This is a genomic window from Bradyrhizobium sp. CB82, from assembly GCF_029714405.1.
Classification (GTDB): domain Bacteria; phylum Pseudomonadota; class Alphaproteobacteria; order Rhizobiales; family Xanthobacteraceae; genus Bradyrhizobium.
In genome coordinates, this window is sequence record NZ_CP121650.1 from 1,169,525 (window position 1) to 1,183,972 (window position 14,448).

At 66.1% G+C, this 14,448-nt stretch carries 11 protein-coding genes, 1 tRNA gene and 1 pseudogene; 10 read left to right on the forward strand and 3 right to left on the reverse strand.

Going from position 1 to position 14,448, the window contains the following annotated elements; genetic code table 11:
• Positions 1–85: 85 nt before the first annotated feature.
• Together QA640_RS05550 and QA640_RS05555 are read left to right on the forward strand one after the other, a co-directional pair.
• Positions 86–823, forward strand: a complete 738-nt coding sequence (locus tag QA640_RS05550) for a CoA transferase subunit A (RefSeq protein ID WP_283039741.1) — start codon at positions 86–88, stop codon at positions 821–823.
• Positions 823–1,473, forward strand: a complete 651-nt coding sequence (locus QA640_RS05555) for a 3-oxoacid CoA-transferase subunit B (protein ID WP_283039743.1) — start codon at positions 823–825, stop codon at positions 1,471–1,473. Before QA640_RS05550 ends, QA640_RS05555 begins: the two co-directional genes overlap by 1 nt.
• 283 nt (positions 1,474–1,756) lie before the next feature.
• Here QA640_RS05555 and QA640_RS05560 read toward each other — a convergent pair whose 3' ends face one another.
• Together QA640_RS05560 and QA640_RS05565 are read right to left on the reverse strand one after the other, a co-directional pair.
• Positions 1,757–2,179, reverse strand: a complete 423-nt coding sequence (locus QA640_RS05560) for an SUMF1/EgtB/PvdO family nonheme iron enzyme (RefSeq protein ID WP_283039744.1) — start codon at positions 2,177–2,179, stop codon at positions 1,757–1,759.
• A 52-nt stretch (positions 2,180–2,231) separates the two neighbouring features.
• Positions 2,232–2,570, reverse strand: a pseudogene (locus QA640_RS05565) (nitrite reductase, copper-containing); the annotation flags it as partial.
• Between the two features lie 101 nt (positions 2,571–2,671).
• Between QA640_RS05565 and hemN the strand changes: the two are divergent.
• Positions 2,672–4,024, forward strand: a complete 1,353-nt coding sequence (hemN, locus tag QA640_RS05570) for an oxygen-independent coproporphyrinogen III oxidase (RefSeq protein WP_283039745.1) — start codon at positions 2,672–2,674, stop codon at positions 4,022–4,024.
• 252 nt (positions 4,025–4,276) lie between these two features.
• Here hemN and QA640_RS05575 read toward each other — a convergent pair whose 3' ends face one another.
• Positions 4,277–7,558 carry a PAS domain-containing protein gene (locus QA640_RS05575; protein WP_283039746.1) on the reverse strand — a complete coding sequence of 1,094 codons (3,282 nt, stop codon included), beginning with the start codon at positions 7,556–7,558 and terminating at the stop codon, positions 4,277–4,279.
• Positions 7,559–7,879: 321 nt separating this feature from the next.
• Here QA640_RS05575 and QA640_RS05580 point away from each other — a divergent pair, with 321 nt between their 5' ends.
• From QA640_RS05580 to QA640_RS05610, 7 genes are all read left to right on the forward strand, one after another.
• Positions 7,880–8,263, forward strand: coding sequence for a phasin (locus tag QA640_RS05580; RefSeq protein WP_283039747.1), 384 nt, complete (start codon positions 7,880–7,882; stop codon positions 8,261–8,263).
• 532 nt (positions 8,264–8,795) lie between these two features.
• Positions 8,796–9,230, forward strand: coding sequence for a phasin (locus QA640_RS05585; protein ID WP_283039748.1), 435 nt, complete (start codon positions 8,796–8,798; stop codon positions 9,228–9,230).
• 193 nt (positions 9,231–9,423) lie between these two features.
• Positions 9,424–9,500, forward strand: a tRNA-His gene (locus QA640_RS05590).
• 180 nt (positions 9,501–9,680) lie between these two features.
• A complete protein-coding gene (locus QA640_RS05595; protein ID WP_283039749.1) occupies positions 9,681–10,682 on the forward strand; it encodes a LacI family DNA-binding transcriptional regulator in 1,002 nt (333 codons plus the stop codon).
• Complete coding sequence (locus QA640_RS05600; protein ID WP_283039750.1) at positions 10,679–12,217, forward strand: sugar ABC transporter ATP-binding protein; 1,539 nt, start codon at positions 10,679–10,681, stop codon at positions 12,215–12,217. Before QA640_RS05595 ends, QA640_RS05600 begins: the two co-directional genes overlap by 4 nt.
• Positions 12,210–13,262 (forward strand): ABC transporter permease, encoded by a 1,053-nt coding sequence (locus QA640_RS05605; RefSeq protein WP_283039751.1) that lies wholly within the window; start codon positions 12,210–12,212, stop codon positions 13,260–13,262. The genes QA640_RS05600 and QA640_RS05605 overlap by 8 nt, the downstream gene beginning before the upstream one ends.
• A 99-nt stretch (positions 13,263–13,361) precedes the next feature.
• Complete coding sequence (locus QA640_RS05610; protein ID WP_283039752.1) at positions 13,362–14,354, forward strand: substrate-binding domain-containing protein; 993 nt, start codon at positions 13,362–13,364, stop codon at positions 14,352–14,354.
• Positions 14,355–14,448: the final 94 nt, after the last annotated feature.

The window sequence follows — 14,448 nt, forward strand, 5'->3', positions numbered from 1 at the left end:
CCCGTATCATTGACGGCTCAAGACCATTTCGCCTATTAATCCCGGCCAACAACGGGCACAACGCCTCACACCCAAGGTTTCCCGCATGAACAAGGTCTATCCCGACGCCAAGTCGGCTCTCGATGGCATTCTCAAGGACGGCATGATGATCATGTCGGGCGGTTTCGGCCTCTGCGGCATCGCCGAGGCGCTCTCGGACGCGATCCGCGACTCCGGCGTCAAGGGCCTGACGGTGGTCTCCAACAATGCCGGCGTCGACGGCATCGGGCTCAGCCGCCTCCTGGAAACCCGGCAGATCAAGAAGATGATCTCCTCCTATGTCGGCGAGAACAAGCTGTTTGCCCAGCAATACCTCGCGGGTGAGCTGGAACTCGAATTCAATCCGCAAGGCACGCTCGCCGAGCGCATCCGCGCCGGCGGCGCCGGCATCCCGGCCTTCTACACCAAGACCGGCGTCGGTACGCTGATCGCCGAAGGCAAGGAAGTGAAGGAGTTCGACGGCGAGAAGTACCTGATGGAGCGCGGCCTGTTCGCCGACCTCGCCATCGTCCACGCCTGGAAGGGCGACACCGCCGGCAACCTCATCTACCGCAAGACCGCGCGCAACTTTAACCCGATGATGGCGACCGCCGCGAAGATCACGGTGGCCGAGGTCGAGCATCTGGTTCCGGCCGGCGAACTCAATCCCGACCACATCCACACGCCCGGCATCTTCGTGAAGCGCATCGTTGAGGTCGGCACCGCCAAGAAGCGTATTGAATTCCGCAACACCCGTCCGCGCCCAGCGAGTGCGCCGGCGGCCGGCACTGGAGTTGAAGTCTGATGGCCTGGACCCGCGAACAAATGGCCGCGCGCGCCGCGAAGGAATTGCGTGACGGCTACTACGTCAACCTCGGCATCGGCATTCCGACGCTGGTCTCGAACTACATCCCCGACGGCATGGACGTCAGCTTGCAGAGCGAGAACGGCATGCTCGGCATGGGCCCGTTCCCCTATGAGGACGAGGTTGACGCCGACCTCATCAACGCCGGCAAGCAGACGGTGAGCGAGCTGCCCTCGACCTCCTATTTCTCGAGCGCGGATTCCTTCGGCATGATCCGCGGCGGCCACATGGACCTGTCGATCCTCGGCGCCATGCAGGTGGCCCAGAACGGCGACCTCGCCAACTGGATGATCCCCGGCAAGATGGTCAAGGGCATGGGCGGCGCGATGGACCTCGTCGCCGGCGTCAAGCGTGTCGTGGTGGTGATGGAGCATTCCGCCAAGGATGGCGCGAAACTCTTGAAGAGCTGCACCCTGCCGCTGACCGGCGAGCGCGTCGTCGACATGGTCGTCACCGATCTCGCCGTCTTCACCATCGACAAGCACGGCGACGGCGGCATGGCCCTGATCGAGCTCGCCGACGGCGTCACGCTCGACGAGGTCAAGTCCAAGACCGAAGCGGAATTCCGCGTCGCGCTGAAGAATACGTAAGCGAGCTTCTTTGTAGGATGGGCAAAGGCGCGATAGCGCCGTGCCCACCGTCTATCCGCAACTGCGGTGCGAATGGTGGACACGCTTCGCTCTGCCCACCCTACGGCGGCCATGCGAGCGGCGCACCTGTATCCACGTCGTCAGCGAAGCAATCCAGAATCTTTCCACGGCGACAGTCCGAATTGCGCTGCCAATGGCAGCGCGCGTCACGACCTCGCCGACAATACCTTGCCGAGCCGCTGCGACACGCTTGAACTTGCTGCCGGCGGCGAATGCCCATTCCTTATTCGCTCGGCAGGCGCCAGGTCTTGCCGGTCTTGCGCGACAGCCAGCCGGCATAGGCTTGCGTATCGTGCCAGCTCACCTGCACCGCGGGGCGATCGGATGCGACGACGACGCCGCGGTCGAGCGCGCGGCACGCGCCCTCCTGCACGTAGAGCTGATAGTCGGCGGAGGACACCTGCTGCTGCATGATCGCAAGGGGCTTTGCAAAGCGGACGTTGCGCAGCGGCACCTCGGCCTGCTGGCCCGCGCGGGTGAAATCGCCGGCGGCACGGTAGGTGAAACCGCCGGCTGCGATCTCCACGATCGCCGGTTCGGTGGCGCCGTGCGTGGCGACGTCGGTGACCAGAGGCGCAACGGCAAGCGGCGTTGCGAATCCGGCGACGCAGGCGATCGCCAGTTTGAGTTTGAATGCGATCAGCATGGTGATCCCCCGAAAGAACAAGGGGCCGGTGATGACCGGCCCCTCGTCGTCGCTAGTTGGTGCCGGCAGGCGGGACCTCCGCAGGCGCCTTCACCTGGGCCATCAGGTCGTCGTTCCATTTGCCTTCGACCTTGAAGTGAGCGGTGGCACCGAGATCGGCGGCCTCGATCAGGTTATGCGTGACATAGGCGTAGATGCCGGGTTGCAGGAACCTGTACATCGCAGCTCCCGCCGAACCGCCGCGGATGAACCAGGTCTCGAGCCCGGTCTCCGGCGCGTTGGAGAACTTGCCGGTCTCCCAGACGTAGTCGCCATGGCCGCCGATCAGATGCGGTCGGCTGTCGCGATTGGCCTGCGAGCGCACGATCAGCACGTTTTCGCCGACATTTGACACTTTGAGCGAGCGCAAGGTGGACCGGCCGGATCCGGGATAGCCAAGGGACTTGCGGGCAGGCGTTCCGCAAGATTTCGACGTCAGGAACGGATCAAGAGATGAGAGCGGATCTTGCGGTGAGCTATGGCGACGAACGTCTGCCGCGCTATACGAGCTACCCGACCGCCCCGCATTTCTCGCCCGCCGTCGGCGCCGAGGCTTACGGCCAATGGCTCGCCGAGCTTCCCGCCAGCGTCAACGCCTCGCTCTATCTGCACGTGCCGTTCTGCCGCAAGATGTGCTGGTACTGCGGCTGCCACACCCAGATCGCCCGTCGCGACGATCTGATCTCGGCCTATCAGCGGACGCTGCGCCGCGAGGTCGGCCTTGTGGCCGACACGATCGGCCGCCGCATCAAGGTCGCGCACATCCATTTCGGCGGCGGCACGCCGACGATCATGGCGCCCGAGGCCTTCACGGAATTGATGGCTTCGATCCGGCAGGCGTACTTCGTGCTGCCGTCAGCCGAGATCGCGATCGAGATCGATCCGCGGACGCAGACGCAAGAGATGACCGACGCGCTGGCGCTTGCCGGCGTCAACCGCGCGAGCCTCGGCGTGCAGAGTTTCGATCCGCGCGTGCAGCTCGCGATCAACCGCGTGCAGAGCTTCGAACAGACCGCTGCCGTCACCCGGAATCTGCGGCGCGCCGGCATCAAGGGCGTCAATTTCGACCTGATCTACGGCCTGCCGCACCAGACCATCGCCTCCTGTCTCGACACCGTGCGGCGCAGCCTGGAGCTCGCGCCCGACCGCTTCTCGGTGTTCGGCTATGCTCATGTGCCGGCCTTCAAGAAGCACCAGCGCAAGATCGATGAGGCGGTCCTGCCCGACGGCCTCGCGCGTAACGATCAGGCCTGCGCGATCGCCAACGCGCTGAAGGGTGCCGGGTATGTGCAGATCGGGCTCGACCATTTCGCGCGGCCGGACGACGCCATGGCGCTCGCTTTCGGCAACAAGACGCTGCGCCGCAATTTCCAGGGCTACACGACCGATGTGAGCGACGTTCTGCTCGGCTTCGGCGCCAGCGCCATCGGTCATTTGCCGCAGGGCTATGTCCAGAACGAGGTGTCGATCGTCGGCTACGCGAAGGCTATCGAGGCCGGCCGGCTGGCAACCGTCAAGGGCTACGCGCTGACCGGCGACGACCGGCTGCGGGCCGACATCATCGAGCGCATCATGTGCGACTACGGTGCCGATCTCGGCGCGATCTGCGCCCGCCATGGCGCGAGAGCCGATGCGATGCTGCAATCCGCGCCGCGGTTGAAGACGCTGATCTCCGACGGCGTGGTCAGGCTCGACGGCGACCAGCTCGCGATCGCCAGGGGTTCCCGCTTCCTCGTCCGCAGCGTCGCCGCCGCCTTCGATGCGCATCTGGACGCCGCCAAGCAGCTGCACAGCCGGGCGGTGTGAGTTCTCTCCACCGTCTTCCGGGGGCGCCACTTGGCGCGAGCCACTTAGCTCGCTGTACGATGGGACTCCGGGACTCGCGCTGTTGCGCGCCCCGACCTCGCCCCGCTGGGGAGAGGATTGCATCGAAGATGCAACCCGGGTGAGGTGAGCCTCCGCGAGTCTCTCCGCTTCCGTAATTGTGGAGGCAGCCCTCACCCCGATCCTCTACCCGTAAGAACGGGGAGAGGGAGGTGAAGCAGCAGTGCTTGTGGCCTAGGCCCTTGCCAGCGACGGGGCGAATACAACCTCGATCAGCGTGCCGGTGTTCGCCGCGCTCTTGATGTTGAACCTGGCGCGGTTGGCTTCGACCAGCGCCCGCGTCAGGGACAGGCTGAGGCCTGCGCTTTCCGAAGCGTCCGGGGGCGGCGGAGTGCGGAACGGCTCCATGGCGGCGGCGACTTCCTTCTCCGAAAGGCCGTGACCGGTGTCGCGGATGCGCAAGGCGACCTCGCCGCGGTCGGTGAGCGCGGTGGAGACGATGACCTGGCCGCCGGCGCTGGCGAGCCGGATCGAATTGCCGATCAGGTTCATGGTGACCTGCCGCAGCGCGCGGGCATCGGCCGAAATCTGCGGCAGCGCATGCGCGAGCGAGGTACGGATGATGATGCGCTCGCGGTTGGCCTGTGGCTGCATTACCGCCACGCAGGCCTCGACGAGATCGTTGAGGTTGAGATTGCCGAAGGTGAGATCGAGCTTGCCGGTCTCGATCCGCGAAAGCTCCGAGAGATCGTCGATGATCGCGATCACGCGCTCGCCGGAGGCACGGATGTCCTTCATGTAGTCGCCATAGCGCTCGTTGCCGAGCGCGCCGAAGCGCTCGGAGATCATCACCTCGGCAAAACCGATGATGGCGTTGAGCGGGGTGCGGATCTCGTGGCTGATGCGCGCCAGCATGTCGGCCTTGGCGTTCGCCGCGCCGTCAGCGAGGCGCTGCGCCTGCTTCAATTCGCTCTCGCCCTTCTTGCTCTGGGAGAGATCGCGGAACACGGCGAAGAAGTTCGGACCATCGGGCTGGGTGCGGCCCATGATCATGGCAAGCGGAATGACGCCGCCCTTGCACTCGCGGCCCAGCACCTCGCGGCCATGGTCGAGCAGGCTCGCGATGTTGCCGCCCCTGATGCTGTCGAGATAGTCAATGACCACGCGCTGGCTTTCCGGCGCGAACAGAGTGGCTAGGTTCTGCTGCAACAGCGCCTCGCCGTCATAGCCGAACAGCGCCTCGGCGCTGCGGTTGCAGGCGTGGATGTTGCCCTCGGCATCGAACATGATGATGCCTTCGGCCGTGGTGTCGAGGATGGCGGCGAGATCTTCTGCGTTGGCCTGACCGGCCTCAAACTCCGGCTCTTCCTCGAACTCGGGCTCAGGCTCTTGCTCGAACTCTTGCGGCGTGGTCAGGGCTTCGGCAATGGCTGGCGCAGCTGGCGGCAGCGTGCAGATCAGCGCGTGTGCGGTGTCGCCGTCCCAGGCGATGGTGTGCAGGCGGGCTTCGGTCGCATCGGAGCCGTCGGTCGCGCTGATCGTCACCGGCGTGCCGGCCTCCGAGGTGCTGCTCTCGGAGGACACGCCCGGCGCGACATAGAGCGCGTCCAACCCGCCGGCTTCCTCCAGCGCATCCAGGCTGCCATGGCCGACACGCGCGAGGAAGGCGGGATTGGCATAGAGCAGGCGGTCGAGCCGGTAGATCAGGATGCCCGATGGCACGAGATCGAGCAGCGGGCGGTCGCGCAAGGGTTCGCCGCGTGGCGTCGGCTCGGGCTCGGTCAGCCACTCGGCCAGTGCGCGCGGCGCCGCCTCCGCGGGCGAGGCAGAAGGCTCTTCCGCGATTGCCTGCGTCGTCTCTTGCGGCTCGACGGAGGCTGCGGCCGCATCCCTCTCGCGCTCGAGCCGCTCGGACAATTGCCGGGCGAGCTCGTTGAAGGCGGAGTTTTCGACCGGCGTCAGCGTCGGCGATTTCGTGTCGCCGAGCGGACGGAACGGCACGACATTGGGGGGCGTTTCCACTTGGTGATCCAAATCGGCTTGTTGTGAATTCGCGTCGATGATCGGCTCAGGCAGTTCGGCAATGGGCTCTGGAATGTCTGGCACGACGGGCGGCTCTCGCTCCGGCTCGGTGACGGGCTCGATCGTGTCGGCCGAGAAGCGTTGCGGGGCGGGCGGATCGGTGAACAGCTCGAAGCGCCGCAAGGCATCGAGCCGGTTGAGGCCATCGAGATCGCGGCAGACGCCAAAACCCTTGAAGCCCGCGAAATTGCGCATCCGGTCATAGATCGGAATGCCGGCGAGCTCGACCGGCAGCCGCTCGCCGCCATCGACCGGCCACTTCACGGTGATGCCGGCCCAGGTGTCGCGGGTGGCGAGGGCTTTGGCGACGCGCCCCTCGGGATCGAGCGCAAATTCTTCCGCGATCTCCGACCACAGGCGGCCGAAACCGGCGGCGGTGTGCGCGCCCATCAGGCGGACGAAATCGTCCGAGCCGAGCACGAAGCGGCCGACCGCGTCCATCTGCCACAGGAAGCGCATGGGCTGATTGCGCGGCGTGGCGGGCGGGTCCGCGGCTGGTGGCGGCTGGTCCATGGCCGCACTGATCGGCGCGGCTTTTGGCGAGACAATGTCTTTGTCCGGGTTATCAACCGCCTGTTTGCTGCTGGCTGCTTCCGGTGTGGGCGTTTCCAGCTCGGCGAAAGCGTCGAACAGTGCGAATTCGGCCGGTGCCTCGTTGGTCAGCGCCGGCTGCTCGTAGTCGGGCAGCGGCGTTGCGGGAGGCTTGGATTGAACGGGCTCGACGCCCGGTGCCTCGGGCGCAGCCTCCGGCCCGACGTAGCGGGGCGCCAGCGGGCCCTGCGTTGCGCCGGGCTCGAACAGCGCGACGAGGCCGGTATCGGCCCCCACGCCAACCCGTTGCAGTACCATGTGGCCGATGCCGAGCGGTGTCTTCGCCCGCCCTTGCGCGAGCGCAGCGCTGCGCGCCTGATCGAGGCCTGCCGCGGTGAGATCGGGGAAGCCGAGCAGGACGCGCGCGGTCTCGCTCGCGCCGATGAACAGGCCGTCCGATGCGAAGGCCGCCATCGGCACCGCTGCGCCTTCGACCAGGCGCCGCAGCCGTTCGACCAGCGGCATGACGCGGCCGCTGGTCGACATCGCGTTGACCAGCACGCCGTGGCTGCCGTCGGGAAATTCGAGCCGAGCGCAGGCGCAGGTCATCAACGTGCCGAGCGAGGCACCGAAGCCGTGCAGCCGCTCGAGCCGCACCGCGCCGCGGACCCGCAGGCGTCGGCCGAGCTGCGCGACCTGGCGGCGGTGCGGATCGGCGGGCCCGAAGCTCTTCCTGGCGAGCTCGGTGGCATTGGCCGCGCCGAACAGTTTTGCACCGACCGGATTGGCCCAGACCACCCGCGCGCCGTCGATCGACCACAGCCATGCCGGCAAGGGAGAGGTCGCATGCACGGCCAGCCGCGGATCGCCCACGCCTCGCAACTGGAAATCCGAACTATTCATCCAACCGGCTTGTTTTGATGGTCACGCAACTCTTGATCGCAAGGCTGCCGCGGGAATGGCAGCCTTAAGAAAGGGTTAGTATCGCCTGCGCCCGCCTTCAGGTCCACGGGCTGGCCGCGATAACCTTAATCTGGCTGAACCCGCAAGCCCGCCCGCGCGTTGCATGTGGGCAAGGGCTGTGGGGCCTTACGGAAGCGGGCCGCCATCGCGCCGTGTCACACCGGCCGGGCCATTCGCCGCTACGCTGGCGGCGCTTCCAAAATAACGGCCGGCCCAAAGAAGGGCGGTCAAGGCCGAGACCAGAGCAACAGGAGTGGCAGCATGAGCGAACCAGCCCGTGAACATTTTGAGATTCCGCAGGAGATGCGATCCATGGCGGAGACGAGCTTCAAGCAGGCGCGTGAGGCGTTCGAGAAGTTCCTCAGCGGCGCCGAGGCCGCGGCCGGCTCGATCGAGGAGCGGGGCGAGAGCATGCGCGCCGGGGCGAAGGATATCACGACCCGGGCGCTCTCTTTCGCCGAGACCAACGTGCAGGCCTCGCTCGACTACGCCCAGTCGCTGATCCACGCCAAGGATCTGTCCGAGATCATGCGGCTGCACAGCGAATATGTGCAGGCCCAGATGCGCGCGCTCGCCGAGCAGGCCAGCGAAATGGGCCAGGCCGTCAGTCGCGCCGCCATCGACGCGACCAAGCCGAAGCACTGAGAGCCAGGAATGTCTTCCGCCGCGCGACCAACGGGTCCGCGCAGAAGCGCGGCCCGGTGACAGGCTCCGTCGCGAGCGCGGAATCCATTCACCCGCGGACTCTGTGGCCCGACTCCCTCGCTCCGCTCGGGCCGCGGGCTCGCTCAACCTCTCCCGCTTGCGGGGGAGGTCGGCGCGACGCGACGCGCCGGGTGGGGGCTCTTTCCGCATCGGGGGTGTCCCGTTGCGGCGACACCCTCTCCCCAGCCCTCTCCTGCAAGCGGGAGAGGGAGCGGACCGCCTTCGTGACCCCTCGGCCACTCGCAACCCCAGGGTTCCCCGGGCAGGAACTACCGCTTCACCGGGATTAAATTGCGGCGCTGCACCTCGGATTGCTTTGCGTTGCACAATGTTGACATGATATCCGTAGAATATCGGAGGCGCTGGGCGAGCCATCTCGTTTTAAGCGTTTCCACCTCGACCGTACCCGCCATCTTGGCCGGCGGGCGCGCCAGACGGCTCACTCATTCTTCGACCATTGTGAGGGATAACCATGACAGGTGCGACTGATCCATTCTCCGCCTCGATCATTCCGTTCGAGGTCCCGGAGCAGATGCGTGCGTTCGCTGAAAAGGGCGTGTCACAGGCCCGCGAAAGCTACGCCAAGTTCAAGGATGCTGCCGAGAGTCAGAACGGCACCATCGAGGCGGTGTTCACCTCCGCCAACAAGGGCATTGGCGAGTACACCGCCAAGCTGATGGAGTTCATGAAGGCCAACACCAGCGCACATCTGGACTTCGCCCAGGAGCTGCTTGGCCTCAAGTCGCCGGCAGAGGCGATGGAGCTGTGGACCACCCACTCCCGCAAGCAGCTCGAGACCTTCCAGGCCCAAGCCAAGGAGCTCGCCGAGATCGGCCAGCGCGTCGCCGCCGAGACCGTCGAGCCGATCAAGGCCGGCGCCGCCAAGTTCTACAAGCCCGCCGCCTGAGCCGATCGGCCCTTTTGGAATAAGAAACCCGGGCCCGACGGCCCGGGTTTTGTTTTGGAATAAGGTGATTTACGCCGGATTTTAGCTTCGCTGCGGCCTTGCCAAACCGGGCCGTTGCACCTAGTTTCCGGCCCGTTCAGCCCCTTGGCAATCGGCCTTTTAAGGCAGCGCCCAAAGGCGGCTCGCGCGGAATGCAGTTGTAGCTCAGTTGGTTAGAGCGCCTGTCTGTGGAACAGGAGGTCGGTGGTTCGAGCCCACCCAACTGTACCAGCGAAATCAATAACTCTGGCTTGCGCGGCGGCTTCCTCCCTCAGAAGTAACAGGCGACGTGACACGAGCTATTGCGGCAGATCTCATGAGAAATGAGAAAAACGATTGCGCAAACGTTTTCGCATGCCATAATCGCTTAAAACTTGGATTGCTGAACAAAATCCAGGCCCGGGAGGGGACGTGGCGACCATCGCCGATGTTGCTCGCAAGGCGGGCGTTTCGGTCTCGACCGTTTCGCATGTCGTGAACGGCACGCGGCGGGTTGCGCCGGACACGGCGCGGGCCGTGGAAGCGGCGATCGCCTCCTTGAGCTACCGTCCCAACATCATGGCGCGGAGCCTGAAGGCCGCTTCGACCCGCTCGGTCGGCATCGCCATCTCCTCGATTTCCAATCCGTATTTCAGCGACATCATCTGTGCGATCGAAACCGAGTGCGCGCGCCTCGGCATGATGGTCTTTCTGTCCGATACCGAGGACGACCCGGACCGGGAGCTCGAGGTCGTCATGGCGCTGCACCAACGGCGCGTCGACGGCATCATCCTCGCGCCGAGCCCCGATCCCGGGCGCCGCGCGCTCGCCTATCTGTCCGAGGTCGGGCTGCCCTGTGTGCTGGTCGATCGCATGCCCGATCCCGCCTTCGATCAGGTCGGCATCAACAACCGTGAGGCGATGCGCAATCTCGTCGCGCGGGTCGCCGCGCACGGCCATCGCCGCATCGGCTATGTCGGCGGCAATCCTGGATTTGCGACCACGCTCGAGCGTATTGCCGGCTATCGCGAGGGCCTGGCCGGCGCCGGCGGCGTGATCGACGAACGCCTTCTCGTCACCGGCAGTGCGACGACGAACAGCGCGATGCAGGCGGCGGAGCGGCTCCTCGATCTCGATCAGCCTCCGACCGCACTGGTCGGCGGCAACAATCTCGCGACGATCGGCATCATGAAAGCAATTCACGGGCGCGGATTGCGGGTGCCGAAGGATATCTCGATCGTAGGCTTCGACGATTTCGAATGGGCCGATTGCTTCGAGCCGCGCCTGACGCTGGTCGCGCAGCCCTGCGCGGAGATCGGCCGGCGCGCCGCCTTCCTGCTCATGGAGCGCATCGCCGCGCCGCAAGGGGCGCGGCGCACCATTCAACTCGACGCTGTCATCATCGAGCGCGAATCCTGCGGGAGGCCGCAATGAACACGGGCTCTCAGACCCCGCTGCTCGCCATGCGTGGCATCGTCAAGAGCTTTGGCGGTGCGCAGGCGCTGCGCGGCGTCGATTTCGATCTCGAGAGCGGGGAAATCCACGCGCTGCTCGGCGAGAACGGCGCGGGCAAGTCGACCCTGATGAATGTTCTGTCCGGGGTGATCGCGCCGGATCAGGGCGAGATCCGCATCGACGGGGCCGCCGTCCGCTTCACCGATCCACGCGCCGCACAGGCCGCGGGTGTCGCGACGATCTTTCAGGAGCTCGATCTCGTCCCGAGCCTCGATGTGACCGCCAATCTGTTTCTCGGCCGGGAATTGACGCGGGCCGGCGTGCTCGATGGCGGCGCGATGCGCCGCGCGGCGCGGGCAAGGCTCGAGGAGATCGGCTTCGATGTCGATGTCGATCAGCCGGTCGGTGAATTGTCGGTCGGCAGGCGGCAGATCGTCGCGATCGCCAAGGCCCTGACCTACGCGTCGCGAATTCTCGTGATGGACGAGCCGACGGCGGCGTTGACCGCCGCGGAGGTGCAGCGTCTCTTTCATGTGATGCGCGAGATCGCACGGCGCGGTGTCGGCATCGTCTACATCTCGCATCGGCTCGAAGAGGTGCCGCGCGTCGCCGACCGCGTGACGGTCCTGCGCGATGGCAGGATCGCAGGGACGGCGCCGCCGACCGCGCCGCAATCCGATCTCGTGGCGCTGCTGGTCGGACGGCCGCTCACCGAGCTTTATCCGCGCCGCAGCGGCGCATTCGGTCGCCGTGTGCTGCATCTGGAGCGGGCCGCCTATCGCCCGCGCCGGCCCAGGGCAGGTTGGCGTGCGCCGCGCGAGGTCTCGCTCGAGGTGCGCGCCGGCGAGGTCGTCGGCCTCGCCGGCATCATGGGAGCGGGACGGACCGAGCTGCTCTCTGCGCTCTATGGCGCGGGCGGCTCCGGGGCCTGGTCGGGCCGCGTCGAGGTCGAGGAACGGCCGGCCAGGCTGACCTCGATACCGGAGGCGCGCGGCGCCGGCGTCGCCTTCGTCAGCGACGATCGCCGCGGCGCCGGCTTGATGCTGCGCGACAGCGTCGAACGCAATCTCGTCGCCTCGGTGCTGCGGCGCGTGTCGCCGTTCTTTCTGATGTCGCAAGCGCGCCAGGCGAGGCTCGCCGGTCAGGCGATCAAGGCATTCGACGTACGGCCGCCGCGGCTGGAGCTCGCGGTCGGCGCCCTCTCCGGAGGCAACCAGCAGAAAGTCGCACTTGCCAAGGAGGTGCTCGGGGAGCCGCGCCTGCTTCTGCTCGACGAGCCGACGCGCGGTGTGGATGTCGGGGCGAAGGGCGAAATCTACGCCCGGATTCGCGAGCTCGCCGCGCAAGGCGTCGGCATTCTCGTCGCCTCCAGCGAAATGCCCGAACTGATCGGCCTGTGCGACCGCATCGTCGTGTTGAGGGGCGGGCGCACGGTTGCCGAGTTTCCCGCCGGCGCCGCCGAGGACGACATCCTCGCCGTGGCCGAATCCAGTCAGGACGACAGCGATGAATGACGCCGCAACACTCGTGAAATCCGCACCCGTGCAGTCCACGCCAAGGCGCCGTCTCGATTTCTTCGCCATCGCGGTCCGCTTTCAGAGCGTGATCGGCCTCATCCTCGTCGCGATCGGCGGCGTCATCTTCTCGCCGCGGCGGCACGGCTCCATCCTGTTCCTGGCGCCGGACAACATCGCGAACATCGTACGGGCGATTTCCGAGACCGGCATCATCGCCGTCGGCATGACCTTCGTCATCATCACCGCAGGCATCGATCTGTCGGTCGGCGCGCTGCTCAGCCTGTGCAGCGTGCTCACCGCCACGATCATGACGACATGGGGCTGGGGACTGGTTCCGACCCTGCTGTTCGTGATGACCTGCGGCGCCCTGTTCGGCTGCACGCAAGGCGCGATCTCGACCCGCTTCCGCCTCGAGGCGTTCATCGTGACGCTGGCTGGCCTGCAGGTCGCGCGCGGCCTGGCGCTGGTGATTTCCAACAACCAGTACATCAACATCTCCTACGGCAATGGTCCGGGTCTTGCGCCGCCGATCTTCTCGGTGCTGGGCGATCGTCTGTTCGACAACACGGTTCCGGTCGCAACCCTGGTGTTTCTCGTCGTCGCGATCGTGGCCACCTTCGTGCTGAACTTCACGCGCTTTGGCCGCTATGTCTTCGCGGTCGGCGGCAATGAGCGGGCGGCCCGGCTGTCCGGCGTGCCGGTCACGCTGGTCAAGATCTCGGTCTACGCGATCACCGGTCTCGTGTCGGCCATCGCCGGCATCGTCCACGCCGGCCAGTTCAATTTCGGCAGCGCCAATGACGGCACGGGCTATGAATTGACCGCGATCGCGGCGGTGGTGATCGGCGGCACCAGCCTGTTCGGCGGCTCAGGCTCGATGATCGGCACGATCGCAGGCGCGATCATGCTCGGCGCATTGGCCAACATCCTTCAGCTCAACAACATCAATGCGGCGCTGCAGCTGCTCGCGACCGGCGCGATCATCGTCGTGGCCGCGGTTCTTCAATCTCTCGTTCGTCGCCGCGAGGGATTGGGTCGTTGACCCCAAGGGCGACGTGAAGACCTGGCGGTGACCAGCGGCCGCCGGGAAGGGACTGCTCGTCAGTAGTGGATCATTCGAAGCAAACAGGGGAGTGACATCATGCGATGCGTATCAGGGAAGGCAAGGTTCTGGTCCAATCTGGTGCTGGGCGCCGGCACGGCGACGCTCGTTGCCGGTGCAGCGCAGGCCGCACCGCTGGTCAAGGAGTGCAGCAAGACCGGGGAGTTCGTCATCGGCTTCTCGCAGGCCAACAATGCCGAGCCCTACCGCCAGCACGTCAACGACCAGCTGACCGCTGCGGCGAAGAAAGTGCCGCAATTCAAGCTGCAGATCGCCGACGGCGCCGGCAACGTGAACACGCAGACCTCGCAGATGGACAATTTCATCACCCAGAAGGTCGACCTGATCCTGATCTCGCCGTTCGAGGCCGCGCCTCTGACGCCGGTCGTCGCGCGGGCCATGAAGGCCGGCATTCCCGTCATCGAGCTCGACCGCAAGACGGTCGGCGAGCCCGGCAAGGAATACACGGCCTTCATCGGCGGCGATAATTTCAAGATCGCCGAGGAGGCGGGCAAATACGTCGCCGACAAGCTGCTGCCGCAAGGCGGCGAAGTGGCGGTGCTTCAGGGCCTGCCGAGCTCGACGCCCGCCGTCGAACGGCTCAACGGCTTCAAGTCCGGCGTGAAGGACAATCCAAAGGTCCAGGTCGTCGCCGAGCAGGCCGCCGACTGGCTGCCGGACAAGGCGCAGACCGCGTTCGCCGCGATGCTCCAGGCCCATCCGAACATCAAGGCCGTTTATGCCAGCAACGACATGATGGCCGCCGGCGCGCGCCTCGCGGCGAAGGGCGCCGGCAAGCTCGATCAGGTGAAGATCCTCGGAACGGATGGCCTGCCCGGTCCCGCCGGCGGCATCCGCGCGGTCGCGGAAGGCGAGTGGGCGGCAACCTTCACCTATCCGACCGGCGGCCCGGAGGCGATCGACATGGCGAAGTCGATCCTGCTCGATTGCGCCGAGAAGGTGCAGACCGTGGTGACCGTGCCGACCACCGCGATCACGCCCGACAACGCGAAGCAGCTGATGCAGAACTGAACGGAGTCCCTCGCTCGGTGTGGCGGGCGCGGCCTGACATCGGCTGCGCTCGCTGAGCGCTGCTATGACCTTTGTGCGGGAATGGCATTGCACG